Raw genomic sequence first — 24,330 nt, forward strand, 5'->3', positions numbered from 1 at the left:
GATTAAACACTCGCTGGCAGAGGTGAAGGGGGCTCGTTTTTAGATTTTGGGGTATTCAGTGGTGCAATACCGCAATGAATACAGTCAAAAGGGTCGATTGGGGCCCAGCAAGGTGCGCCGCATAGCGGAAATGTATAGTTTCCAGGTGGGAATGGTGGGGATAACAGGATCGGGAATTTCCAGCTCGTATTTTTCGTAAGCGTTAATAACCTGGGTTTGCTTATAACTGCAATGCCGGGGGAGGTTGTTGCTATAACTTAAATGCACATGGCCGTGAAAAAAATAGGCCGGACTGTATTCGTTTAACAGTTCATAAAAACAACAAAAACCCTGGTGCGGTAAATCTGTGCCATCGTTCAAATCTTTGGCAGGGGAGTGTGTAACTAAAATATCCACACCGCCTTCTCGCCGGATGGCTTTTTTCAATTTGTGCACCCGCCGGCTCATTTCTTTTTCGCTGTATTGAAAGGCGCCGGGCTTGTAACGCATGGAGCCACCTAACCCGGCAATACGCAAGCCTTTTACGGTAAAAACAGAATCTTCGATGCAAAAGCATCCCTCAGGAGGGTCTTTTTCGTAGCAGGAATCATGATTTCCATGCACATAAAGCACAGGTGCAGAAGAAAAAGTTGCAAGCAGGGAGAGGTAATGGGGGTTCAAATCTCCGCAGGAGAGAATCAAGTCATAGTGTTTGACCTTTTCCGGCGTAAAATGGTCCCACAGACTTTTGCATTCCACATCGGAAAGAACTAAAATCTTCATGAAATATCGCAGCCCTCCTTATCCCAAAATTTTGTTTCCGGCCGCATCTTTGCGAACGCCCACCACGCTGATAAGGGGTTTGGCCGCATCTACCAGGCTATCAAATGGGGGAATTTCGCCCACCACATTGCTGGCCAGCCAGTCCATGGTGATGATGTCTTCCGTGCTGAGAGGCGGATGGTCCGGTGCCAGAATTTGCTTGCCGTCCTGCCGGTTTACCGTGCCGCCAAAGGGGTCGAAGCCGGCAGAGCAGATGGCGTGCCGAAGAATATCCACCAAACGCTGGGTCTGATTGGGAATATTACGAGAACACAGTACATCAATTACACCGCTGTCCATGCCCCACCAGTAGTTCAGGGCCCGCATATTGGGTTCCTGTGCGTCCCACTGACCATTGAAGATGGATTGAACAATGCGAACATAAAATTCGCCCCAGTTCCAAAAGGGCATGGCGTAGTTGCAAAAGGAATCCTGTTCCAGCCGATACAGGCCAACCTTCCAGGGGGAACGGTTGGGAGTGCGGCTGTCCAAATCGCAGATTAAATCAATGCCTCGCTCTGCAAAAATCTGCTCTGGGCTGCGGCCTTCCACACAGTTCCATTCCAGGTGAACGGTGGCGCGGGGATTGGTGAGCAGAGCACCCAATGCAAAGGCGTTAACGGCGGCAATCATGCCGTAGGTAGGATAGCTGCCAATATACCCAATGCGTCCGTCTTCGCTCAATGCACCGGCAATAGCACCCATCAAAAATTTTGCTTCGTGAATGCGCCCGTAGTAACACCGTATGGTGGGGTGGGAAGTGTTGACCGAACAATTGATGATTTTTACTTCTGGATGCACCACCGAAGCTTTAACACTGGCCGAAATCAGTTTGGGTGTGGTAGTAAAAATTACATCACAACCGTGGGCAATGGCTTGCTCCAAAACGGCCTCGCCGTTTTCTTCCGGAATAACATTGTCAAAGCAGATGGTTTCCACCTGCTTGCCAAAACGGGACTCAAGTTCCATTCGGCCAAAATCATGGGCATAGGTCCAGGCTGAGGTTTCGCCGCTTTTTTCGTGCACAAAGCCAATTTTAAGGTGTGCTGGCGAAAGCCGAAGGGGATTTTGCAGCCTGCTCCACAGGCCAGGAGAGGGTGGTTCTGCTGGTGCCATGGATACTTCCACAGCTTCTTGCTGCGTTAAAATCAAAACTTCTTCCCAGGCTTTGTTCAGCGCTGCCCGCAGCTGAGGCATACTCATGGAAACAGCTTCTTTGTAGGAATACACGCCCAAAAAGGCCAGGAGTGCATCCGCCGGCGTAATGGTCAACTGACCATTGCTTTTGGCCTCAAACAGAGGTTGAAAACGGTAGTAAAGGGAAGTTAGCTCTCGTTTTTCATCTTCCGTCCATCGCTCGCCAGGTGCTTTTCCGGTAGCGGCCACAAACTGGGCAAAGCGGCCTTCCTCGGTAAACCAGAGCAGGTTGATTTGGGTCAGCTGATAAAACTCCAAAAATTCAAAATAGATATTGTTGTCTTTGGTGCCTGTGCGCTGAGGAATGTAACGGGTAACAATGCCCGGTATGCTGGCGGCACCCAGATATTTCATTACCGAAACTCGCTTATTGCCTTCGATGACATAAAAGCGGTTCATAAATTCAATGGCTTGAATGGGGTCTCGAATGCCGTTTTCCATCTGAGATTCACACAGCAGCGCCCATTTGGTAGAAAATTCGGTACCTTCATTCAATAGGGGCATAAAGTTGCTGGCGAAGGCGGTCTTTCGTCCTTCAGTTTTGGTGCCCACAATCGAAGTTAAAGGAATATTCACAAGCCCCAGGGCTTCGGTGGATTGAATTTCGGTGTTTTCCAGAATTTCATCCAGCACCTGCAAATAGGGGTATTTTCCCTTTGCGATGCAGGCCCGGAAATTGCGTTGGCCCAGCTTTTGGGCTTTTTTGTACTCCTCAATATTCAAAGCAATCTTCACTCCTTCGTGCAAGGTGATTTTATTTTTTGGGGCAATCCGTTTTGGCCAAGGAATTGACAGGGTTATCTAAAAATAAGGGGAGACTGGGCTTATGGTGCATAACCCTGCTGCTATGATATAGCATCAATTTTAACACAAAAACCATTAAAATACCAATGGTTTTGTAACAAGCATACCCATTATTCAGGCCTGTATCGCAAAAAACATAAATGCCCCATGGAATGACCATGGGGCATTGTGGTATGTACAGTGGTTATTGTTTGCAGCTGTGCCGGTAGTAAGCAACAGCACCAAGAGAAATGGCCAGGCAGAATACCAGATATCCCCAGAAAAAGCTGCTCTGAAGGCCGCCAGAAAGAATTACCAACGAACCCATGGTTGCAAATAGAGGGCATACCACGCCTTTAAAAATGCTTTTGATAACCCCTTGCCGATACATCTTGAATACCTGGTAATACAGCAGGGCGTAAAAGATATAGGAAATGATAATGGCCCCTTCCGAAACATCGCTGTTTGGGATTAAATCAAACCGGGTGCACAGGTAATGGATGCCGGTCCACAGGGTGGTAATGCCCCAGGCCAGCAGCGCCGACCAGCCGGGCATCTGGTGATTGTTCAGACGGCCGAATACATGGGCAAAGGGCATCATACCAGGGCGAATGGCCAAGGCATAGGGCATACGAATGTAGCCGGTAACAAGGCCGTTTACGGTGCCAATAACCGAAATAATTACAAATATTACAACGGCTTTGCTGAACCAAGTGCCCAAAAGCTGTTGAGCAGCTACACTCACATGGGCGTCACCCAACTCCATAACCTGCTGGGGACCCACATAGACAGAAATACCGCCAAAGTACAAAGCATAGATAAACAGCACCACCAAAGGGCCAATCAGCAGGGCACGGGGCATATTCTTTTTGGCGGATTTTAACTCGTGGGAAATAGCGGTGGCTACAATCCAACCGTCAAAAGAATAGGCAATGGGGCCCAAGGCGGTAAGAAACCCTACACCGGTAAGGGTGCTGGGGTTTGTTTGCGCAAGGCCGTTGATGGGATCACCCAGAGCAAAGCCCAATATACCCAAAAGAAACAAGGGAATCAGCTTGATGAAGGTGGTACCATTCTGAACCACCGCACCAAAACGGGGAAGAAACAGATTATACAAAAAGCAAAGGCACAAAAATGCGTAGCCAATGCCAAGTTGAAGAGAGAGCGAATTGCCCAGATTAAAAAGAATACAGGTGTAAACGCCTACCACCCAGGCCACTACCGCAGTGATGCTGGGATAGTACACCAACATCTGAAACCAGCCGATGCCGCAGCCTGCGGATTTGGAAACAAACACTTCGGCATAGCTGATAAGGCCGCCCATTTCCTCGGTACGGCTGGCCAGTTCGCTGATGGTCAGGCAACCAAAAATAATGCAAATGGCCGCAACGGCAAACAATGCAATACCCATGGCAATGCTGCCGCCCGTAGCAATTAGGATGTTATCACTTTTAAAAAAAATACCGGACCCAATGCAGATGCCAACAATCATGGTAACTGCGGTTAAAAGCCCGTACTTTTTGGTCACATCATTCATAGTAACCCCCATAATAATCAATTTGCCATGAAGCTCAACAAAAGTGCAAGCTCCATGGCGCTTTCCTTTATTCTACTATATTACAATAAAGAGGAATTGTTTGAAAAGAGCAAAAATTACAAAAATCAGAGAAAATTAAAAAATATAATAAAATTTCTGCCCTAAAAGCCGGTATATCGCATCTTACAGCTATGGGGTTACAGTGTAAATGCCTGCATTTAGGGAGATATTATTGCTCATTGGGGCCGTCATGGTTCGCACGGTTTCGCATGGGATATGCGTTAAACTTGCCTTGGTAGTCGCAGGTAGCGAGCATTACTTGATTTAACGGAATTCCTACGGCATGAAGCTGTTGGTTCAGCCACTTCTGATTTTTGCCCATATGTTTTAGATTTTCTTCCAGAACTTTACCGTCCAGAATAATGTTGATGCAGAGGCTTTCGGCCGGAACCGACAGTTCCATATCCTGTGGGGTAACGGGCCGCTGCTCGCTTTTTGGTAAAAAGCTCATGCTGCCGCTGGTTTCCAGCAGGGCAGTTTCCAGCTGGCTTAAATCAAAGTAACCGGCAATACGGCACTGGGTCAAAAACTCGTTTATATCCAAACCTGCTTTTTTCAAATTGTCCCGGCGCAGACCTCCGTGCTCCAGCAAAATCAGGGGGCGCCCGTTAAAAAAAGTTCGTGCCTTTAAAGAGCGGCAGCACAGCCGGTTAATGGTCACCACGGCAGCCCCGTAAATAATGGTGGCCAGGCATGGCCGCCACCAATGTTCCAAAGCAGTGGCCAGCTCTGCGGCAATGGATCCAATGGTAATGCTGTTGATGTAATCGAACATGGTCATCTGACTAATCTGCCGCTGGCCAATCCATTTGCACATAGCAAACAAAAGCACCAGCGACAAGAGACTAGTAAGGGGGATACGCCATAAATCGTGCAAAAAATCCATAAAAATAACTCCTTTTGTCAACCATATACAATGCAGTTTGCCCTGACAGGCAGGCATTATACCTTGTTTTGCCCCAAGTCCTGGGGGCAAGTGCGTTGTTCACAAATTTTTTTCAAAGAGAAACGCCCAGAGGGCTTGATTTTTTTGCTGTAAGAGAATAAAATATACAATGTTAGCACTCGAAAAGAATGAGTGCTAACCTGGATCTATAAATACATATTGTTTTGAATAGGAGGATATCTTCCATGACTATTAAGCCTCTTGCTGATCGTGTAGTGATCAAAACCGTAGAAGCAGAAGAAACCACCAAGAGCGGCATCATTCTGGCTGGCTCTGCCAAAGAAAAACCCCAGGTGGCCCAGGTTCTGGCTGTAGGCCCCGGCGGCCTGGTGGACGGCAAGGAAGTGGAGATGATTGTGAAGGTGGGCGATAAGGTTCTCACCAGCAAATACTCCGGCACCGAAGTAAAGGTGGATGGCCAGGAGTGCACCATCGTTCGCCAGAGCGACATTCTGGCAATTGTAGAGGAGTAATTTTTTTATCCCTCAACAGTTCGTTTGCAAGCATTGATATTCAGATATGACATAAAAGGAGCAGATTGATTATGGCAAAGCAGATTCTTCATGGCGAGGAAGCTCGCAAGGCTCTTTCCGCAGGCATCGACACCCTGGCCGATACCGTTAAGATTACCATGGGCCCCAAGGGCCGCAATGTGGTGCTGGGCAAGAAGTTTGGCAGCCCTGTGATCACCAACGACGGTGTGACCATTGCGAAGGAAATCGAGCTGAAGGATGTATTCGAAAACATGGGCGCACAGCTGGTGCGTGAGGTTGCAACCAAAACCAACGATGCAGCAGGCGACGGCACCACCACCGCTACTGTACTGGCACAGGCTCTGGTAAACGAGGGCATGAAGAATGTGGCCGCTGGTGCAAACCCCATGGATGTAAAGCGTGGTATGCAGAAAGCTGTTAAGGCTGCTGTGGCTGCTTTTGCTGCCAACAGCCAGAAGGTAAACGGCTCTCAGGATATTGCCCGTGTTGCCACCGTATCTGCCGATGATGCCGCTGTGGGCACTCTGATTGCAGAGGCTATGGAGAAGGTAACCGCTGACGGTGTTATCACCATCGAGGAAAGCAAGACTGCCGAAACCTACTCCGAGGTAGTGGAAGGTATGCAGTTTGACCGTGGTTACATCACCCCCTACATGGTAACCGATACCGAGAAGATGGAAGCCGTTATCGACGACGCTTACATCCTGATCACCGATAAGAAAATCAGCACCATTCAGGATTTGCTGCCCCTGCTGGAGCAGATTGTCCAGAGTGGCAAGAAGCTGGTAATCGTTGCCGAGGATGTGGAAGGCGAAGCTCTGTCCACCCTGATTGTGAACCGTCTGCGCGGCACCTTCACCTGTGTGGCTGTTAAGGCTCCCGGCTTTGGCGATCGCCGCAAGGAGATGCTCCAGGATATTGCCATCCTGACCGGCGGCCAGGTTATCAGCGAGGAGCTGGGCTACGAGCTGAAGGAGACCAGCATTGATATGCTGGGCCGTGCTCGCCAGGTTAAGGTAACCAAGGAGACCACCACCATCGTGGATGGTGCAGGTGCCAAGGCTCTGATTTCCGAGCGTGTAAACCAGATTCGTGCCCAGATGGAAACCACCACCAGCGAATTCGACAAGGAAAAGCTGCAGGAGCGTCTGGCCAAGCTGGCTGGCGGTGTTGCCGTTATTAAGGTTGGCGCTGCTACCGAAGTGGAAATGAAGGATAAGAAGCTACGCATTGAGGATGCTCTGAATGCAACCAAGGCAGCTGTGGAAGAAGGTATCGTGGCTGGCGGCGGCACCGCTGCTATCAACGCTATGCCTGCTGTGCAGAAGGTTTGCGAGGAACTGGAGGGTGACGAGCGCACTGGTGCCCGCATTGTCCTGAAGGCTCTGGAAGCTCCTCTGCGCCAGATTGCCAAAAACGCCGGTCTGGAAGGCAGCGTTATCATCGACAAAATCCTCACCGCTGGTAAGCCCAACTACGGTTTCGATGCTCAGAAGGAGCAGTACTGCGACATGATCGAGGCCGGCATTGTGGACCCCACCAAGGTAACTCGTTCCGCTCTGGAGAATGCAGCCAGCGTGGCTTCCATGGTTCTGACCACCGAAAGCCTGGTAGCCGATGAGCCCGAACAGCCTGGTGCAGGTGTACCTGCTCCCGATATGGGCGGCATGGGCGGTATGTACTAAGGGATTCGCTCGCTCCTAATCGTTTTATACAGCAAACCAGGCTGGGTGGATGTTCCACCCGGCCTGGTTCGTTTGCTGAACATAAAGGTTTTTACTTGTGTGGGTAAAATAAAGGAGGAAGTTTTTATGCCCCAGATTACGGTAAAGGGTTTAACCGATGCGCAGATGAAGGAAATCAGCACTCCGCTGGTGCAGCAGTTGGCACAGGCCATCGGCTGCCCGGAAGATTGGCTCATTTTGGAGCTAGTTCCCACCACATTTTACAGCGAAGGCAAACAGGTTGCAGGGTTTCCCATTGTGGAGGTATCCTGGTTTGACCGTCCGGATGAGGTGCGCCAGCAGGTAGCCCAGATTTTGCGGCGGCAGATTGCCGCCTTAGGCTATCCCTTAATGCAGGTGATCTTTACTACACTCCATCAGGAAGCTTTCTTTGAGTTTGAGGAATAAGTGCTCTGAGTGCTGTTAAAAGGTGTCGTCTTGCTTTCGGCTAACAATCACCCAGAAAATAAAAGAACCCTCCGCTTCTGGCCGGTTAAGTCAGAAGCGGAGGGTTCTTTTATATACTGAAATTTATTGAGGGAACAAGCAGGTGGCCTGACCTGGAGCAGCAAAGATTTTGCAGAACAGGGGAGTGAATGAGAGCCACACCCAACCAGTTACCTTTGCTGGCCAGCCTGCTCTGCGGCAAATGCTTCATCCAGCTTTGCCAGGCTTTCGGCAGAAAGAGCCCGGGCTGCGAAGGGATATACAGCGTTGTCCTCTTTTTCGATATGACGGCGCAGGTGTGCGCAGTAGCTCATCGCATTGGCCAAAATCCACAGTTTGTCGGTGGCATTGGGGTTTGCGGCGTACCGGGTGACAGCCTGCTCCAGTTCGGATACAAACAGCCGTGCCTGGTCGTGTTCCACAATCATGCCGTGCTGAACCAGATTAATTGCCACGGTACCCAATTCCTCAGTCATGACCTTGAACAGCAGGCGTTCCTCTTTCTGATGATGGTTTCGGTCGGCTGTCTGGCGGATGAATACAATCGCATCCCGAAATTCCTGTTCGCTAAAACGATTGTGCTCCATCAGCTCCAGGCACATGGTTTCCATGGCTTGGGTGAACTTCAAAATCTCCTGATGCTCTTCCATCAGTACCTCAATCAGTTTGGACATGGCAGTTAAACCTCCTGGCTCAGATAAAAAGATAGTGGGCTGTTTTGCTGTGCTTTAAAGCTCTGACGCTGGGCAAAAGCTTCCACCCAGGTCCACCGCAGCTGGGCATAGGAAATGGCGCAATCTTCGCTCCAGCCGTTGGCGTGGGTAGCGGATTCGATGGACCAGTCAATGGAGCCATCCTCTCGGCTTGCAACCTGCACACACCGGTCACAGGGCATTCCATCCACCCAAAACAGATCCATGGCTTGCCAAAGTGCGGTGCAGTCGGAACAGGGGGCACTGTGCAGGGCGGCCTGGTTACGGCCATCCTCTGCCACAAAGGCAAGCAGCTGTTCAGCTTTCTGTTCATCCTGTTTTACGGCCTCTTGCACGGCTGCCGCAAGCCGAGCTTCTGCATGGGCCACCTGTTGGCTTAGCCACCCATGAATGTTAAGGGGGTCAATCAGATCTTCCAGTGCACCTTGCAGCAAAGGGAACTGGTGATGCAGGGTTTGTTCAGCATCCTGGGTCCAGCCGTTAGTATCGCCAAACTTGGCAATGGCAAAAGCCAACCGGCTTTGGGCGCATATTTTTTGGTACATCTTGTGATGAATCGGGCCTAAAAAAGCACTCATGGGGGCAAGCTCCTTTAAAATCAATTTTATAAAGCCGCAGGGAAAAAAGAGAGGGGGAAATCAGCTGTTCAGCTTAGCCAGAACTTCTTCCAAGGCAATGCCATGGACGGTGCAGGCATCCCGCAGGGATTCCATCCGAGAAGAAGGGCAGCCCAGGCAGTGCATACCAAATCCGGTCAGGATTTCTGCCGCATTGGGGCAAAGAGTGAGGATGTCGCCAATCAGGGTATCGCCGTTGATGGAATCAGCAGCAGAGGGCTCTTTTTCCTCACAGTCAGGGAAGAACAGCTTCATGTCTTCCTCCACGGTGGTAATACCAGCAATTCCAAAGGTCTCCACCAGGACTTTTGCAACATTGGGAGAAAGGAAGGCAGGCAGGGTGGGGCCCAGATGGATGTTCTTTACACCCAGGTGCAGAAGGGCCAGCAGCACGATGACAGCCTTCTGCTCATACCAGGCAATGTTATACACGATGGGCAGCTGATTGATGTCATCCAGGCCGAATACTTCCTTCAGCTTCAGGGCAATTACGGCCAACGAGTAGGAATCGTTGCACTGGCCTGCATCCAGCACACGGGGAATTCCACCAATGTCGCCCAAATCCAGCTTGTTGTACTTGTATTTTGCGCAGCCAGCGGTCAAAATCACAGTATCTTTGGGCAGTGCCTTAGCAAACTCTGTGTAGTAGCTGCGGCTCTTGGCACGGCCATCGCAGCCGGCCATTACCACAAACTTGCGAATGGCGCCGCTCTTAACTGCATTTACCACCTGGTCGGCCAAAGCCAGCACCTGATTGTGGGCAAAACCGCCTACAATTTCACCGGTCTCCAGCTGGGTGGGGGCAGCACACTGCTTAGCATGCCCAATGATGGCGGAGAAGTCCTTGTGTTCGCCAAAACTACCGGGGATGTGCTTGCAGCCTGCAAAACCAACAGCGCCGGTGGTGTATACCCGCTCCTTGTAGCTCTCCTTGGGGGGGACCAGGCAGTTGGTGGTCAGCAGAATGGGGCCGTTAAATGCCTCAAATTCTTCCTTTTGCATCCACCAGGCGTTGCCGTAGTTGCCCACAAAGTTCTCGTATTTCTTAAAGGCAGGGTAGTAGTGGGCAGGCAGCATCTCGGAATGGGTGTACACATCCACGCCGGTACCCTGGGTCTGTTCCAGAAGCATCTCCAAATCGTGCAGGTCATGGCCGGATACCAGAATGGCGGGATTGTTCCGAACACCCAGATTTACTTTGGTGATTTCCGGATGGCCGTAAGCGCCGGTGTTTGCAGCGTCCAGAGCAGCCATGGCATCCACGCCATATTTACCGGTTTCCAAGGTGAGAGCCACCAGTGCATCTGCCGAGAGGGTATCATCCAGCAGTTGAGCCAGTGCATTCTGAAGGAATGCGTCGTTTTCGGGCACTTCGGTGCCCAAAGCGTTGGCGTGTTTGGTGTAGGCTGCCATGCCCTTGAGTCCGTAAGTGATGAGCTCCCGCAGGCTGCGAACATCCTCGTTTTCGGTAGCCAGTACACCCACCTGAGCAGCCTTCTCCTCCATCTGCTCCAAGGTGCCGCCCTGGTACAGGCTGGCCTCAGGCAGAGCATCCTGGCTGGACAGCTGGCTGCGCAGAGCATTCATCTGGTCCAGGGTACCCTGAATCCGTGCCAGAATAGCCTCATCGTCAAAATTGGCATTGGTAATGGTTACAAACAGGTTTTCGGTAATCCAGTGGTTTACCTGAGGGTCCACTGTTTTGCCCTCACTGCGCAGGGCAGTGGTGATGGCGCTCAGTCCCTTGGTGGTGTAAATCAGCAAATCCTGAAGGTTTGCAGTCCGGGCAGTTTTACCGCAAACGCCGCCCTTGGTGCAGCCGGTACAGCCGGCAGTTTCCTGGCACTGGTAGCAAAACATTGCATTGTGCATAGTTTATCATACGCTCCTTTGAATGAAAAATAAAGTGTTGATTTTAAAAAGTCTCCCCGGCAGACCAGCCGAGCATCTGCAACGGGCGTCGGAAAAGGAAGCCAGGTGAAGGTGCTTTGTTGACTTTGTGAGCTTAGTATACTACAATCAAACTATAAATTCTGTTGGAATCACAACAAAAGGAGGGAGAAGTTTGGAAATTACCGCAATTTTAAGTGGCTCTCGTTTATTTGAGGGCATTCGGCCGGACCAGATTCGGGTGCTGCTGGGCTGTCTGGATGTGGAGACTGCCCAGTACGAAAAGGGCAGCTTTGTAATGCACAGCGGCCAAAAAACCAGGCGTATGGGTTTGGTGCTGGAAGGTACGGTACACATTATCAAAGAAGATTTTTGGGGCAATCGAGTGATTTTGGGCCAGTCCGTACAGGGGCAGATTTTTGCGGAGTCCTATGCTTGCCTGGGCAGTGAGGTGCTGGCAGTAAGCGTGGTGGCCTCCACACCGGCAAAGGTGATGTTTTTGGATGTGGGCCGTATTCTGGAAGTATGCACCATTGCTTGCCCATTCCATACGCAATTAATTCGCAATCTGCTGAATGTGCTGGCAGCCCGTAATTTGATGCTCACACAGAAAGTGGAGCATATGGCACAAAAAACAACCAGAGAAAAGCTTCTGTCCTATCTTTCTGGCGAAGCACAGAGAGCAGGCAGTGCCAGATTTACCATTCCATACAATCGCCAGGAACTGGCAGACTATCTTTCGGTGGATCGGAGTGCTATGTCAACCGAGCTAAGCAAGCTGCAAAAGGAAGGGGTGCTGGAATGCACCAAAAATCAGTTCCATCTATGCCAGGTGCCGGAGGGAATGATGCTTTAATCTCCATTGTCAAACAATAAAAACACGCTCTACCCTGTGCGGGGTAAAGCGTGTTTTTGTTTGCAAAGAATTATTCCTCAAAGATTTTGTACCCATTGCGGGAAAGTTTTTTTACCTGGTACAAAGCCAGGTCGGCTTTGTGAAGAGAGTCGTCCCAATTATGGAAATCAATAGCGGAACATACGCCAAGGCTTACCGTGGGGTAGATGACCTCCGAGTTTGTAATAATACGCAGGTCGTTTACCTGAGTAACCAAATTTTCCAGGCACTGCTTTAAACTTTCCTGGTTCATGGCACCGGGCTGAATGGTGAATTCGTCACCGCCATAGCGGCCTACCAGGGTATCGTCTGGCAGGTGATTGTGAAGCACCTCAATCACATTTTTCAGCACCGTATCGCCCACAAGATGGCCATAGGTGTCGTTGATTTGCTTGAAATGGTCAATGTCCATCAAAATCAGAGGATATTGCTCTGTTGGCTCAATCAGTTCTGCACGCTGTTTCAGCTTTTCCATAAAAGTGGCACGGTTGTAACACCCGGTTAGGCTGTCGAACAACGCAATCTCCCGCAGGCGATTGTTCAGTGTGTACATGCCTTTCAGTTCTCTGAGATCCTGAACGAACAGGATAATGAATTCAGAATCGTGTTTGTGGGCGCGCCGCATTGTTAACTTGGCAGGCAGGGGAGCACCTTCCTGATCCTGCAATACAAACTCAAACGCTGCATCTCCATGGGCAAGTGCTTCATGGAATTTATTGCTGAAGACGGTGTCACTTAAAATGCCGTTGGGCTGGCGTTCCGGTGTATGGCAGCAAAGGCAATCCAGCTTGCTTTCGCCTTCCAGCCCCAGAATGTGCAGTAATTCCGAGTTGTGGTTACACATGCGCATCTGGTTATCGTACTCGGCATATCCCATGGGCACCGTATCCAAAATTTTGCGCATATGTTCATTCATGAAGCGAATCTCCGCTTCTGCCTTGAGCTGGTCTCGCATATCGCGGATATACCCTACCACCATGCTTTCATCCTGCACAGAGATACGGGTCAGCGTGATTTCCGCAGGAATAGGGGTTCCATCCAGCCGACAGTGGTTCCAGTGAAATCTCACATAGCCCTTTTCAAAGGCTTCGGCAATGTAAGCGTGTGCCTTAATGGCGGATAGCTGCCCATCTGGTTGGTAGGTAGGGGAGAGCAAAAAGAATTTGTCCAGATATTCCTGCTCGTTGTTAAGGTCAAACAGTTTAATAGCATGCTGGTTGCATTGAATGATTTCGTACTTTTCGCTCCATACATTTACACATAGCGGTGTGGCATGTATGATTTGATGCAACAGCTCCACTGCTCGTTCATCTGCCTGCTGGGCCAGCAGCTTATCCCGCATATCCTGTGTATAGGCTGCAACAATATAACGACCCTGGTGTTTGATGCGAACCAGCGTCACTTTTGTGGGAATAGGCTCGCCGTTCAGTTTTTGATGCATCCAAAAAAAGACCTTTCGGCCAGTGGCAAAGGCTTTGCGCAGGTAAGCAGTAAGCAAAACAGAGGACAGCTGTCCGTCTGGCTGATGGGTGGGCGAAAGCTCAAAGAATCGGTCAAAATAGATGGCTTTGTTCTCTATTTCAAACAAATCAACACAGGCCTGGTTACAGGCGATGTTTTCCAGTTCTTCGCTCCAAATATTAATGCCTATGGGGGAGGATTCCACCATTTCGTTCAGCAGGTCAGCACTCCATGCCTGTGCAATGTCCTCTTTTGCAATGGGGCTTAAACCATGGTGGTACTGCTTGAGCTGATTTCGGTTAATGAATCGTTCAAAAAACGCTGGAGCCGGTACACCGCCAGAAACATAAAACCCCTGAAATGTATCGCCATACATATAGTATAGGGTGTTCAGTTCGTCCAGCGTTTCAACACCCTCTACGCACACCGAAAAGCCAGCGTTGTGGCACAGTTCAATGATGGACCGCAGGAACTTGTGTTGCGTTTGGCCTTCTTGCAGAGCGGTTACAAAGCAACGGTCAATCTTGACAATATCAATAGGGAAACGCTGCAATCTCCCCAGAGAGGAGTAACCGGTGCCAAAATCATCCATGGCAATTTTTAAGCCTACCTGTCGCAGGTAGTTCAGTGTTTCGATGGTATCGTATTCATTGTTGCTTAAAAGACTCTCGGTCAGCTCCAGCACCACATTGCTGGCAGGTACGCCGGTGTCATCCAGGCAGCTTACAACCTGTTTGCAAAAGTCCGAGGAAAGCATCTGCTGAAGAGAAACATTCACATGAAGCTGGAAGGTGGGGCAATATTCAATCCAGGATTTGCAGTGCTCTAAGGCAGTTCGCAAAACCCACATGCCAACTTCGGGCATAACACCGCTGTTTTCCAGCAAAGGGATAAACTCCGCAGGGCTTACCGGCCCCCTGGTGCTGCTTTGATAGCGCAGCAGGGTTTCTGCACCCACCAAAAGGACATTGCGCACATCCAGAATGGGTTGAAACACCACAGAAAATCCTTCGAATCCGTTTTTTACACAGCTGATCAATTCGTTGCTCAGCTGTCGGTTGTACAACTTGTGATTCAGCAAATCCTGCTGATGAAAACGGAAGATGTTTTTTCCGGCTTCCTTGGCGTCCTGCAAGGCCACCGAGGCATTGCGTATGATTTGCTCCCAGGTTTGGGAGGGTTCAAACATTACAATACCAGCAGAGAAGGTGAAGTGATAATCAATGTTGTCGATGTTGTGCTTTTGCTGGCCCAGCAGCTGAATATTGCGAAACAGCTCGGCCATATCTTCTGCGGTGGCCTGGGGGCAAACTGCCAGAAAGCGGTCTCCATCCTGGCGGAACATCTGGCTGCCCGCAGGCAGAATGGAAAGAACCTTTGCCACAGCAACCCGCATGACTGCATCACCAAAGCTATGGCCGTACAGGATGTTGATGTTTGCAAAATTATCAAGGTCCATGGCCATTACAGCGCCGCTCTGCTGTTTACACAGTAAATCGGTGGTAAATTCCTTAGCGTGATGGTAGGGGTACAACCCAGTAACGCTATCCACATGGGTATGCCCGTCTAATTTTTCCACACAGCCCACAAAATACAAAGGATTACCGGTAACAGGGTCAGCATACACTTTGCCCTTACTACGAACGGAAACATACGAACCGTTTACACAACGAACTTGATACTCTTGGCTATAATCCTGCTCAGGATGAGTAAGTACATGTTGAATTGCACGGGTGATGCGCTCGCGGTCATCAGGGTGAATTAACTCATTCCACAAGCGATCGCCATCCACCAAGTAACGGCTTTTAAATCCAAATTCCCGGCGCATAGTTTCTGAAATCAAGTAGGTGTTTTCGGGGATGTTGGATGCAAATACAAAGTGGGGGGAGGATTCTGCGATTGCTTCGTAAAAAAATTCGATGTCGTTTATTGATGAAAATATTTCTTGAGGCATAAAGTCGTAGGTTCCTTCACAAAAATTGATTGCAGATGAAAATATAGATGAGAAAGTCTCTTGTTATACAATAATATAATATAAAGTAAAACCCCAATTATGTAAAGAGTTTGCAGTGTTTAAATAACGAATTTCAGGGTATAGGAGCAAAGAACATTGTGCCGCCCAAAGTATCGCTCAAACTTTGTTATTTTTTTGCCGTCAAATCATTGACAAAGTTCACTTGCTGAGTATAATTAAAGGCAGACAGACATCCGTACAGGATGAAATGTGCTGAATTTTGAAAGTGAGGAACCAACCATGGATATCGTAGTAATTGGCGCAAATCATGCAGGCATTGCAGCGATTAATACCATTTTGCAGCAATACCCCCAGGACAAAGTTCATGTGTTCGATCAGGACGACCATATCAGCTTTTTAGGTTGTGGTATGGCCCTGTGGATTGGTCATCAAATCGACAAACCCGATAATCTGTTCTATTCTTCCGCACAGCAGCTACAGGAAAAAGGAGCGGATGTTCATGTAAATACTGTTGTAGACCGAGTGGATTACCAAAATAAAATCGTTTATGCCACCACCCAGCAGGGCGAAAGCATTGCCCAGAAGTACGACAAGCTCATTTTGGCCACCGGCTCCCAGCCTATCTGTCCCGCACTGCCCGGCATGGATTTGGAGAATGTCCAGTTTGTAAAACAGTTTCAGGATGCACAGGCCGTTGTGGATAAACTGGCCGATGACTCCATCCGACAGGTTACCGTTGTAGGTGCCGGCTACATTGGTGTGGAGCTGGCGGAGGCATTTGTGCGCAATGGCCGCAAAACTCGTTTGGTGGACTGTGCGCCCACCTGCCTGGCAAGCTACTACGACCCGGATTTCTGCCAGGCAATGGCGGAGCATATGTCTCAAAACGGGGTAGAGATGTGCTTTGGCCGTAAGGTAGAGGCCATTGAAGGTGAACATGGCAAGGTTACTCGCATTGTAACCGACAATGGCACTTTTGATACCGATATGGTGGTGTTCGCCATCGGATTCCGTCCCAATACGGAGCTGGGTAAGGACCATCTGGAATTGATGCGTGGTGCTTATCTGGTGGATCGCTGCCAGCGCACCAGCGACCCGGATGTGTACGCAATTGGCGACTGCGCTACTGTATACAACAATGCACTTAAAAAGCAGGATTACATCGCACTGGCTACTAATGCTGTGCGCTCCGGTATTCTGGCTGCCCACAATGCCTGCGGAACTCACATGGAAAGCCCCGGCGTGCAGGGTTCCAACGGAATTTCCATCTGGGGCCTGAACCTGTTCAGCACGGGCCTGACCAAAACCAAGGCAGAGCAGGCTGGCCTGGATGTACTCACCACTGAGTTTACAGATTGGCAGAAGGCCGCTTTCCTGGAAAAGGGAAACACCAAAACCACCCTGCGGATTGTATACGATAAGGCAAGCCGTGTCATCCTGGGTGCACAGCTTATGTCCGACTATGATGTTTCCATGGGTCTGCATCTGTTCTCATTGGCCATTCAGCAGGGAATGACCATCGATGAACTGAAATTGCTGGATTTGTTCTTCCTGCCGCACTTCAATCAGCCCTACAACTACATCACCATGGCTGCGCTGAACGCCAAATAACCATTGCGCAAGCAGATTTGCTTGTAGATTTCACAAACTGTTCTTATTTAGAGTTGATTTGTACACATGGTGTTCAAAAACAGATGCTATACTACGACCATACAGTTCTTTTAGAATTGTGAATTTGTAAAAAGGGGGGTATAACCCTATGATCGAATTCCGGTACATTCTTCAGCAATGGATGCTTCGCCTGTCCATTTCCAACCGAGCCTGGCAGCAATTAAGCCAGTGGGGTGTGCTGCCCACCTGGCTGCAGCCGATTACCCGGCGGGTGCGCCGCTAACTGTAATGCCTAGTATTGAAATCTGTGATTGCTGCACTGCCTGCATCCGTATCTGCAAGTATCTGATGCAGTCCCCATGCAAAAACAATATAGCACAAAAGACCGAACCCTGGCTGTAAGGCCAGCGGTTCGGTCTTTCTTTTTTAGCTCAATAATCAGCGAAAACCCGGCCCGCACAATGCGGGCCGGGCAAAGCGGCGATTTAAAATAGCGATGGAATCAACCCTTGCCAGACATCTCACCGTAGTGGCTGAACATGGGGGAGGGCATTCCAAAACCGCCAGCTACCGGCAAATCTTCACCGGTGATAAATGCAGATTGGTCGCTGGCCAAAAAGACACAGGCATTGGCGATATCATCCGGCTGGCCAGGGCGGCGCAGAGGCACGGTTTTAAGGAAGGTATTCAAAAATTCCGGGCTCATGTTCTTCATGGCTGCATCGGTGGCAATAAAACCGGGCAAAATTGTATTGGCCCGTATACCGGCGTGTGCATACTGGGTGGCAATGTTTTTGGTCAGGAACATGATGGAGGACTTTGCAACACCGTAGCCAATGCGGTACATATCGGGGTATTTACCGCCAACAGAAGCAATGTTCACAATGGAGCCGCCGCCGGTTTTTACCATGGAGGCTACGGCTGCCTGGCAGGTGTCGTATACGCTGCGCAGGTTGTTGTTTACGATGTTCATGAAATCTTCTCCGCTGGTGTGCAGCAGGTCGAAATCCTTTTTAACATCCGTGGAGCCATAGTTGTTTACCAAAATATCAATGCGGCCTTCCTTGGCAATCACTTCCTCCACGCTGGTACGGAAGGTCTCTGGTTTATCCGCATCAAACAGGCAAACGCCGCCCTTTAAGCCTTTTTGTGCAAGCTCATCCACCAGCTGCTGGCCAGCTTCCAAACGGCGTACTGCAAAATAAACAGTAGCACCTTGCTCAGCCAGTGCCTGGGCGCAGACCAGGCCGATGCCACGGGTAGAGGAGGTAATCATTGCGACTTTGTTTTGTAAAATCATGAAAAAAACTCCTTTCGTTGGTTGCAGTTCAACAACATTCTAAAAACGATTCCTTTTTAATTGTAAATTAGATATAAAATTAACTTTGTTCGCAACGCTTGGTTTGTTTTATTTTACAAAACCGTGGCTTTTCTGTAAAGAGACCATGTCACACAAGATAATTTTGAAATTGCGGTTTAAAAGAAGGGAACTGCGGCCTATACTGGGGGTACTACCAAAAAAGGGGGCATAACAAGGCCATGGGCTACCGTTTTCGATTCAAAGGATTTTCACGCAGCGCAGCAAAAATGCTGAATCATGCGCTTCATATTGCAGGGGAATCGGGGCACTCTCAAGTAGGTACGCACCACATTTTGCTGGCTATTTTGCAAACGGATCACACCCCAGCGGCTGCACTGCTGCAAAACCACCATATTGAACGGGTAGCAGTACAAGGAAAATTGCGTCAGTTGCCCGCGGGCCGAAGCTGCCGCCTGGCACCAAAAGACTTTATGCCGGAAAGCTGCAAAATACTGGATCTGGCTCTGCTAGGTGCCAGGTCGGCCCAGATGCGGGAGGCGCAGTGCGAGCATATTTTGTGTTCCATTCTGGAGGATGCAAACTGCACCGCCAGCCAGTGGCTGGTACAGCTTGGGCTGGATTTGAACGAAGCAGCCAAAGAGTGCCGCCAGCTTTCGGGGCAGTTGGTCATGCCGCTGCTGCCCAAAATCCCCAGCCAGAATATGCGCTTTGCCAAAGCGGGCGAAAAATATGGCCGAGATTTGACCCGGCTTGCTCTGGAAGGTCAGTTGGACCCTGTACTCTGCCGGGAAAACGAGGTGGAGCGGATGATACAGATTTTATGCCGCCGCCAAAAAAACAATCCCTGCCTAGTGGGGGAACCTGGGGTGGGCAAAACCGCTTTGGCCGAGGCGCTGGCCCAGCGTATTGCAGCGGGGCAGGTGCCAGGTAAGCTGGAGGGTAAACGGCTGCTGAGCCTGGATATGGCTGCCCTGGTGGCAGGCACCAAATATCGGGGTGATTTTGAGGAGCGTTTCAAGGGATTGCTGGAGGACATCAGCCGGGAAAAAAACACCATCCTGTTTATTGATGAAGTGCATATTCTGGTGGGGGCCGGTGCGGCAGAAGGCTCCATTGATGCGGCCAACATCTTAAAACCGCTGCTGGCACGCAGTGAATTGCAGCTGATTGGCGCAACCACCCAGGAAGAATACCGCCGCTGCATCCAAAAAGATACCGCCTTTGAACGGCGATTTGCGCAGGTGCTGGTGGATGAACCCAGCCCACCCCAGGCGGTGCGCATCTTACAGGGTCTGGCAGCACGGTACGAAAATTACCATGGAGTAAAAATTCCGGAAGCCACTCTGGCGGCAGCGGTAGAACTTTCGGTACGGTATCTGCCAGGGCGCTTTCTCCCGGATAAAGCCATTGACCTGCTGGACGAAGCGGCGGCCTGTTTGCAGATCCAGCGCACCGGTCAAACCACCCTGACACTGCAGCGGGACGATTTGGCTCAGGTAATTGCTCGAGCCACAGGGGTGCCTGCCCAGCGCATTACCGAGGAGCGCCGCCAGCGGCTTAATGGTTTGGAGTCGGTGCTGGCGCAGCAGGTGGTGGGGCAGAGCAGTGCGGTGTCGGCAGTGGCGGGAGCCATCCGAAGGGCCAGCACCGGACTGCGAGATGGACGCAGACCCATGGGCGCCATGTTGTTCTTGGGCCCTACCGGCGTGGGCAAAACCCATCTGGCTCAATCTCTGGCCTGCCAATGGTTTGGAACCGAAAAGGCATTGATTCGGCTGGATATGAGTGAATATATGGAAGCGCACTCTGCTGCAAAGCTGATTGGAGCACCGCCCGGCTATGTGGGCCACGGAGAGGGCGGGTTGCTAACCGAAGCAGTGCGTCGCCGCCCCTATGCCGTGGTGCTGTTTGACGAAATCGAAAAAGCACACCCCGATGTAACAAATCTGCTTTTGCAGATTTTGGAGGAAGGCTGCCTTACGGATACCCTGGGCCGCAAAGCGGATTTTTGCAATACCATTGTGCTGCTTACCTCCAACCTGGGGGCCAGGCATCTCAGCGGCCAAAGTGGTCAGGTTGGGTTTTTGCAGGGGCAGGAAGCCCAGCTGGCCCAGCAAAAGCAGATGGTTCTGGAGGAAGCCCGCCGTTATTTCAGGCCAGAGCTCTTGGGCCGCTTGGATGAACTGGTGGTGTTTACCCCGCTGGGCCAGCAGGCACTGGAGCAGATTACCGTTCACCTGCTGCAAGAGCTGGAACAACGGGCCTTTACGGCAGGTTATCAGCTTACCCATACCGCTGGCCTGGTGCAGGAGCTAAGCCGCCGAGCCTGCAAAACCTACGGAGCGCGAGAACTGCGCCGAGAGATTGGCCGGGCGGTAGAACAGGCTTTGGCAGATGGGATTGCCCAGGGAATGGTGCAGACCGGCTGCCCATTGGTGGCGGATGTAAACGAAGCTGGCGAGGTTTGGCTGCAAGCCCAACCGGTACAGGCTCAATCCGAGCCAGTGCTGCAAAATGCAGCAGGGTAAAGGCGGAGGACCTGGCGGCAAAGTAAAAATAAGCATGAGAAAAGGCACTGTGCCAGCAGAAAACCAGCGATTTTGCCCGGTTGCTGCTGATTGACAAAGAGCACAAACAAACAACCCCGATGGCCGCAAACAAAGTTTGCAGCCGTCGGGGTTTATCTTTGCAGGTTATGGGCTGGGTATCAGCCTTGCCTTGGGCAGGAATGCAGCAATCAGTGTTAAAAAGAACTTGCTTAAAAACGCAAGAGGGGAGTGCCTTGGTTCAGCCTTTTAAAAAAGCGAGAAGCTCACCGGCGTTTTCGTCCGGCTTTACCTTTTCTTTGGCCCACCGGATGATGCCCTCCTCATCAATTAGGTAGGTGGTACGAACAACGCCCATGCTTACCTTACCGTAGAGTTTCTTCTCCTTCCAAACATCATAGGCTTGAATGGCGGTCAGCTCCTGATCGGCCAGCAGCAAAAAGGGCAAATCGTATTTTTGAGCAAACTTCAAATGAGAAGCACAGCTGTCTTTGCTTACCCCCACAACCACGGCCCCTTGCTGTTCCAGTTCCTGGTTCAGCTGGGCAAAAGCCTGTGCCTGGCGGGTGCAGCCGGGGGTGTTATCCCGGGGATAAAAGTACAAAATAACCTTTTTGCCCTTCAGGTCTTCCAGGCTTACCATCTGGCCGTTTTTATCCGGCAGGCAAAAGGCCGGTGCTTTGGTTCCAACAGTTAACATAATCTTAAACACTCCTTTGTTTTGGGGTTTATCGTAAGATAAGAAGGCTGGCACTTGGCAAGCCTTTTGTGCAAAAAGTCAGTCGCCTTGGGGTTCCGTCTGCACAAAAACAAGATGCTGTGCAGTGGAGCGCTGAGCGTCATACATAAAACCAAACCGGTTAAAGCCGGTTAAGTCCTGGGGGGTCTGGCAGTTGCACTCGGCGGCATACCGAACCATAGCGCCCCGGGCCATCTTAGCCAGAGTAGCCTTTTCGGTGATTTTGTCCCCAGTGCGCTGGCCAAAGGTGACTTGCACCAGCTCCACACCGGCAGAAAGTTTGCCCTGTACGCATTTAGAGTACTCTTTAGAAGCCAGATTTACCAGGCAATTTGTTTCCTGTGAAAGGGCATCGGCAAGCCGATTGCCCCAAAATTCATACAAGGTTTTAAAACTGGCACCGCTGGGTTTTGCCTGCATTTCCAACCGGTAGGGTGCCACGCCATCCAGCGGACGCAGCAGCCCATAAAAGCCAGAAAGAATGCGCAGGTGCTCCTGCACATAATCCAGCTGTTCCTGCGTAAAAACATCCGGTGCCATGTACTGGTATTGAATGCCCTCGTAGGCAAACAGTGCCGGGGTGAGGTTGCGTTCCAGGTTCATCTGCTGAACTCGCTGGTAGTTCAGCTGGGCAAGGGCATCGTTGCACTTCCAGAGGGCCTTGCATTGAGGTAAGCTCAAGGTACGCAGATAGGCAAGCAGCTGCCGGGCATCTTCCAAAAACAGCGGGGTGCCGGCGGTAGCAAAGCTATCGGTATCCATCTTCATCTTTTTTGCAGGGGAGATAATAAACCGCATACCCAGGCAGTCTCCTTTACATATTTTTTAGCTTGCGGATATCCTGACCCAAAAAGAATACCGGCTCGCAGCTGCCGCCCAGTCGGCTGGCAATTTTTTCGGTATAGCGGGCTTCAAAGGCTTTGCCATCCACAATGTTGGTGGTGTAGATGGTAGGCCGTTTTTCCAGCAGACGGGTGTTCAGCAGGTTGTAAAAACAGCTGAGCATATAAGGGTTAACATATTCGGTGCCTAAATCGTCCAGAATCAGCAGGTCGGCTTCCAGCACTGCCTCCTGAAGGGGACTTTGCACAAAGCGCTCCCGTTCTAGCTGGCTGAACAGGCTCTGAGCACTGATGTATACCACATTGAAGCCTTTTTCCAGCACACGCTGTGCAATGGAGAGAGCGGCATGGGTTTTGCCCAGCCCCGCATTGCCGCACAGCAGAAGGTTTGCGCTCTTTAAGTCAAAATGCTCTGCATACTGGCGCAAAAAATCCAGGGTTTCCGCCATTAAGGTGCGAATGGATTCACCAGTGGCAGGGTCCCGGTCCACCGGGTAATACCGCAGGTCCATGGAGTCAAAGCTGCAAAGGCTCAAGGGCGATTCCTCGCAAATTTCCTCAAAGCGCAGCTGCCGGGCAAGCTTGCCCACACACTGGCAAACATGGCCGTCCACCATGCCGGAATCCTTGCACAGGGGGCAGGTGAACTGGGGTTCCAAATCCTGGGGCGTCCACCCGTTGCTGCGCAAAAGCTGTTCCAGCTCCTGCTGGGCCTGCTGCCGCTGCTGCTGCAATTGCTGCCGCTGGGCCTCGCTGGCGCCCTGTGCAGCCAGTACCATGGTTTGCAGGCCCAGCTGGCGGATGGCATCCTGCTGCTGAACCAGAGCGGGAATGGCCTGCTGGGCCTGTTCCTGCCGCTGCTGGGCCAGTGTTACAGCTCGCTGGCGGCGGCTGGCAATCTGCCGGAATGCCTCTTTATACAGTTCGTTTTTGGTGCGCATGGGCTGTTAATCCTCCCGTTTTAGCCGCAGGGGACGGCGTGTCGCCCGCTGCAGAATATCGTTTCCGCTGGGTGCAGGCCGGTCCACCCGTGCATTGCTGCCTTCCAGGCTGCCGTTGCCCCGTGTGTCCGCCGGGGTACGCCAGCCTTTGGCATACCAGCTTTTCAAAATGCCGTTGATGTACTTTGCATCCTTGCTGCCATTGCCGTGAAGAATCGCTTCCTCCACCATGCTCTGATTGTAACCGTATTCCTCAAACCAGCGGCAGATGCAGCGCTTGTCCGCCATGGTAAGTGCTTCGTAGGGTATGCCAAGCAGAGCAGCTACAGCAGCCTGCTGTTTTTCCCGCTGGTGCAGCCGCTGCAAGTAGGCTTCGGCCTCCTGCCCGTTGGTTACGCCCTCCAGGGTCCAGCGGTCCAGCTCCCGTTCCAGCTGGGTAACGGAATGGCGGCCCTGGCTGGCAATGTGGGCGGCACACAGCAAAATCACATCCACCGGAATGCTTTCGTTCACATACAGCGACACCAGCCGCTGAATATCCTTTTGGCCAAGGCTCTGGCCCAGGTAGGCTTGCGCCTCGGTGGCCAGCGTGCTTACCATAGGGTCACGCATAAAGGCGGTGCGCAGCTGCTCGGCGGTAATGGGGGGCTGTTTGGCGGGCTGAGTAGGCTGGTTTTCCCGGCTGGTGGGGCGCTCTGCTTCCAGCAAGCCCACCCCATGCCAGAAATCCAGCGCCTTTTGTGCCGCTTGCAGACTTTTAAGGCCCAGGGCATGGGCTATATCCTTGGGG

20 protein-coding genes are annotated in these 24,330 nt (G+C 51.1%); 7 read left to right on the top strand and 13 right to left on the bottom strand.

Annotated features, from left to right (window positions below):
- Nucleotides 1-84: 84 nt before the first annotated feature.
- The 4 genes from ACH2EM_RS05505 to ACH2EM_RS05520 all read right to left on the bottom strand — a co-directional run bounded on the left by ACH2EM_RS05505 (nucleotide 85) and on the right by ACH2EM_RS05520 (nucleotide 5,264).
- Nucleotides 85-762 carry a metallophosphoesterase family protein gene (locus tag ACH2EM_RS05505; RefSeq protein WP_395151129.1) on the bottom strand — a complete coding sequence of 226 codons (678 nt, stop codon included), beginning with the start codon at nucleotides 760-762 and terminating at the stop codon, nucleotides 85-87.
- A gap of 18 nt (nucleotides 763-780) precedes the next feature.
- Nucleotides 781-2,721: a BMP family ABC transporter substrate-binding protein gene (locus tag ACH2EM_RS05510; protein ID WP_395151130.1), complete on the bottom strand. Its 1,941-nt coding sequence runs from the start codon at nucleotides 2,719-2,721 to the stop codon at nucleotides 781-783.
- A 265-nt stretch (nucleotides 2,722-2,986) separates the two neighbouring features.
- The gene (locus ACH2EM_RS05515) at nucleotides 2,987-4,318 is read right to left on the bottom strand and encodes an APC family permease (RefSeq protein ID WP_395151131.1); all 1,332 of its coding nucleotides are present in this window, start codon (nucleotides 4,316-4,318) and stop codon (nucleotides 2,987-2,989) included.
- A gap of 229 nt (nucleotides 4,319-4,547) precedes the next feature.
- Complete coding sequence (locus ACH2EM_RS05520; protein ID WP_395151132.1) at nucleotides 4,548-5,264, bottom strand: DUF421 domain-containing protein; 717 nt, start codon at nucleotides 5,262-5,264, stop codon at nucleotides 4,548-4,550.
- Nucleotides 5,265-5,509: 245 nt separating this feature from the next.
- Here ACH2EM_RS05520 and groES point away from each other — a divergent pair, with 245 nt between their 5' ends.
- From groES to ACH2EM_RS05535, 3 genes are all read left to right on the top strand, one after another.
- On the top strand, nucleotides 5,510-5,797 hold the full coding sequence (groES, locus tag ACH2EM_RS05525) for a co-chaperone GroES (RefSeq protein ID WP_395151133.1): 288 nt from the start codon (nucleotides 5,510-5,512) through the stop codon (nucleotides 5,795-5,797).
- A 71-nt stretch (nucleotides 5,798-5,868) separates the two neighbouring features.
- The gene (gene groL, locus ACH2EM_RS05530) at nucleotides 5,869-7,503 is read left to right on the top strand and encodes a chaperonin GroEL (protein WP_395151134.1); all 1,635 of its coding nucleotides are present in this window, start codon (nucleotides 5,869-5,871) and stop codon (nucleotides 7,501-7,503) included.
- A gap of 126 nt (nucleotides 7,504-7,629) precedes the next feature.
- Entirely contained in the window at nucleotides 7,630-7,950 is a 321-nt protein-coding gene (locus ACH2EM_RS05535; RefSeq protein WP_395151135.1) for a DUF1904 family protein, read from the top strand.
- Between the two features lie 209 nt (nucleotides 7,951-8,159).
- On the opposite strand, the gene ACH2EM_RS05540 is transcribed toward ACH2EM_RS05535, so the two are convergent.
- The 3 genes from ACH2EM_RS05540 to hcp are packed head-to-tail and all read right to left on the bottom strand — an operon-like array spanning nucleotide 8,160 to nucleotide 11,191.
- The gene (locus ACH2EM_RS05540) at nucleotides 8,160-8,663 is read right to left on the bottom strand and encodes a hemerythrin domain-containing protein (protein WP_395151136.1); all 504 of its coding nucleotides are present in this window, start codon (nucleotides 8,661-8,663) and stop codon (nucleotides 8,160-8,162) included.
- A gap of 5 nt (nucleotides 8,664-8,668) precedes the next feature.
- Nucleotides 8,669-9,280, bottom strand: coding sequence for a hypothetical protein (locus ACH2EM_RS05545; RefSeq protein WP_395151137.1), 612 nt, complete (start codon nucleotides 9,278-9,280; stop codon nucleotides 8,669-8,671).
- 60 nt (nucleotides 9,281-9,340) lie between these two features.
- Nucleotides 9,341-11,191: a hydroxylamine reductase gene (gene hcp, locus ACH2EM_RS05550; RefSeq protein ID WP_395151138.1), complete on the bottom strand. Its 1,851-nt coding sequence runs from the start codon at nucleotides 11,189-11,191 to the stop codon at nucleotides 9,341-9,343.
- Nucleotides 11,192-11,384: 193 nt separating this feature from the next.
- Between hcp and ACH2EM_RS05555 the strand changes: the two genes are divergently transcribed.
- Nucleotides 11,385-12,065, top strand: a complete 681-nt coding sequence (locus ACH2EM_RS05555; RefSeq protein WP_395151139.1) for a Crp/Fnr family transcriptional regulator — start codon at nucleotides 11,385-11,387, stop codon at nucleotides 12,063-12,065.
- A 70-nt stretch (nucleotides 12,066-12,135) separates the two neighbouring features.
- Here the strand turns inward: ACH2EM_RS05555 and ACH2EM_RS05560 are convergent, their stop codons facing one another.
- Nucleotides 12,136-15,519 carry a diguanylate cyclase domain-containing protein gene (locus ACH2EM_RS05560; RefSeq protein WP_395151140.1) on the bottom strand — a complete coding sequence of 1,128 codons (3,384 nt, stop codon included), beginning with the start codon at nucleotides 15,517-15,519 and terminating at the stop codon, nucleotides 12,136-12,138.
- A gap of 300 nt (nucleotides 15,520-15,819) precedes the next feature.
- Between ACH2EM_RS05560 and nox the strand changes: the two genes are divergently transcribed.
- Nucleotides 15,820-17,151, top strand: a complete 1,332-nt coding sequence (gene nox, locus ACH2EM_RS05565) for a H2O-forming NADH oxidase (RefSeq protein ID WP_395151141.1) — start codon at nucleotides 15,820-15,822, stop codon at nucleotides 17,149-17,151.
- Nucleotides 17,152-17,299: 148 nt separating this feature from the next.
- Nucleotides 17,300-17,434: a hypothetical protein gene (locus tag ACH2EM_RS05570; protein WP_395151142.1), complete on the top strand. Its 135-nt coding sequence runs from the start codon at nucleotides 17,300-17,302 to the stop codon at nucleotides 17,432-17,434.
- A gap of 219 nt (nucleotides 17,435-17,653) precedes the next feature.
- Here the strand turns inward: ACH2EM_RS05570 and ACH2EM_RS05575 are convergent, their stop codons facing one another.
- A complete protein-coding gene (locus tag ACH2EM_RS05575) occupies nucleotides 17,654-18,451 on the bottom strand; it encodes an SDR family NAD(P)-dependent oxidoreductase (RefSeq protein WP_395151143.1) in 798 nt (265 codons plus the stop codon).
- Nucleotides 18,452-18,738: 287 nt separating this feature from the next.
- Here ACH2EM_RS05575 and ACH2EM_RS05580 point away from each other — a divergent pair, with 287 nt between their 5' ends.
- Entirely contained in the window at nucleotides 18,739-21,000 is a 2,262-nt protein-coding gene (locus ACH2EM_RS05580; RefSeq protein ID WP_395151148.1) for an ATP-dependent Clp protease ATP-binding subunit, read from the top strand.
- 259 nt (nucleotides 21,001-21,259) lie between these two features.
- On the opposite strand, the gene ACH2EM_RS05585 is transcribed toward ACH2EM_RS05580, so the two are convergent.
- From ACH2EM_RS05585 to ACH2EM_RS05600, 4 genes are all read right to left on the bottom strand, one after another.
- The gene (locus ACH2EM_RS05585; protein ID WP_395151144.1) at nucleotides 21,260-21,718 is read right to left on the bottom strand and encodes a peroxiredoxin; all 459 of its coding nucleotides are present in this window, start codon (nucleotides 21,716-21,718) and stop codon (nucleotides 21,260-21,262) included.
- A 78-nt stretch (nucleotides 21,719-21,796) separates the two neighbouring features.
- Nucleotides 21,797-22,555, bottom strand: coding sequence for a peroxide stress protein YaaA (yaaA, locus tag ACH2EM_RS05590; protein ID WP_395151145.1), 759 nt, complete (start codon nucleotides 22,553-22,555; stop codon nucleotides 21,797-21,799).
- Nucleotides 22,556-22,571: 16 nt separating this feature from the next.
- Nucleotides 22,572-23,540, bottom strand: a complete 969-nt coding sequence (locus ACH2EM_RS05595) for an ATP-binding protein (protein WP_395151146.1) — start codon at nucleotides 23,538-23,540, stop codon at nucleotides 22,572-22,574.
- 6 nt (nucleotides 23,541-23,546) lie between these two features.
- Nucleotides 23,547-24,330, bottom strand: a 784-nt coding sequence (locus tag ACH2EM_RS05600) for a DnaD domain protein (RefSeq protein ID WP_395151147.1), incomplete at its 5' end; no start/stop codon positions are given.

Source organism: uncultured Allofournierella sp. (assembly GCA_944382705.1).
Lineage (GTDB): Bacteria > Bacillota > Clostridia > Oscillospirales > Ruminococcaceae > Allofournierella.

Bases quoted from the DNA above. Each gene is read 5' to 3' on its own strand.
- ACH2EM_RS05540 (WP_395151136.1), bottom strand. From the start codon at position 8,663: ATGTCCAAACTGATTGAGGTACTGATGGAAGAGCATCAGGAGATTTTG.
- ACH2EM_RS05535 (WP_395151135.1), top strand. From the start codon at position 7,630: ATGCCCCAGATTACGGTAAAGGGTTTAACCGATGCGCAGATGAAGGAA.
- groL (WP_395151134.1), top strand. From the start codon at position 5,869: ATGGCAAAGCAGATTCTTCATGGCGAGGAAGCTCGCAAGGCTCTTTCC.
- ACH2EM_RS05515 (WP_395151131.1), bottom strand. From the start codon at position 4,318: ATGAATGATGTGACCAAAAAGTACGGGCTTTTAACCGCAGTTACCATG.
- ACH2EM_RS05585 (WP_395151144.1), bottom strand. From the start codon at position 21,718: ATGTTAACTGTTGGAACCAAAGCACCGGCCTTTTGCCTGCCGGATAAA.
- nox (WP_395151141.1), top strand. From the start codon at position 15,820: ATGGATATCGTAGTAATTGGCGCAAATCATGCAGGCATTGCAGCGATT.
- ACH2EM_RS05580 (WP_395151148.1), top strand. From the start codon at position 18,739: ATGCTGAATCATGCGCTTCATATTGCAGGGGAATCGGGGCACTCTCAA.
- yaaA (WP_395151145.1), bottom strand. From the start codon at position 22,555: ATGCGGTTTATTATCTCCCCTGCAAAAAAGATGAAGATGGATACCGAT.
- groES (WP_395151133.1), top strand. From the start codon at position 5,510: ATGACTATTAAGCCTCTTGCTGATCGTGTAGTGATCAAAACCGTAGAA.
- ACH2EM_RS05505 (WP_395151129.1), bottom strand. From the start codon at position 762: ATGAAGATTTTAGTTCTTTCCGATGTGGAATGCAAAAGTCTGTGGGAC.
- ACH2EM_RS05570 (WP_395151142.1), top strand. From the start codon at position 17,300: ATGATCGAATTCCGGTACATTCTTCAGCAATGGATGCTTCGCCTGTCC.
- ACH2EM_RS05575 (WP_395151143.1), bottom strand. From the start codon at position 18,451: ATGATTTTACAAAACAAAGTCGCAATGATTACCTCCTCTACCCGTGGC.
- ACH2EM_RS05520 (WP_395151132.1), bottom strand. From the start codon at position 5,264: ATGGATTTTTTGCACGATTTATGGCGTATCCCCCTTACTAGTCTCTTG.
- ACH2EM_RS05545 (WP_395151137.1), bottom strand. From the start codon at position 9,280: ATGAGTGCTTTTTTAGGCCCGATTCATCACAAGATGTACCAAAAAATA.
- hcp (WP_395151138.1), bottom strand. From the start codon at position 11,191: ATGCACAATGCAATGTTTTGCTACCAGTGCCAGGAAACTGCCGGCTGT.
- ACH2EM_RS05595 (WP_395151146.1), bottom strand. From the start codon at position 23,540: ATGCGCACCAAAAACGAACTGTATAAAGAGGCATTCCGGCAGATTGCC.
- ACH2EM_RS05560 (WP_395151140.1), bottom strand. From the start codon at position 15,519: ATGCCTCAAGAAATATTTTCATCAATAAACGACATCGAATTTTTTTAC.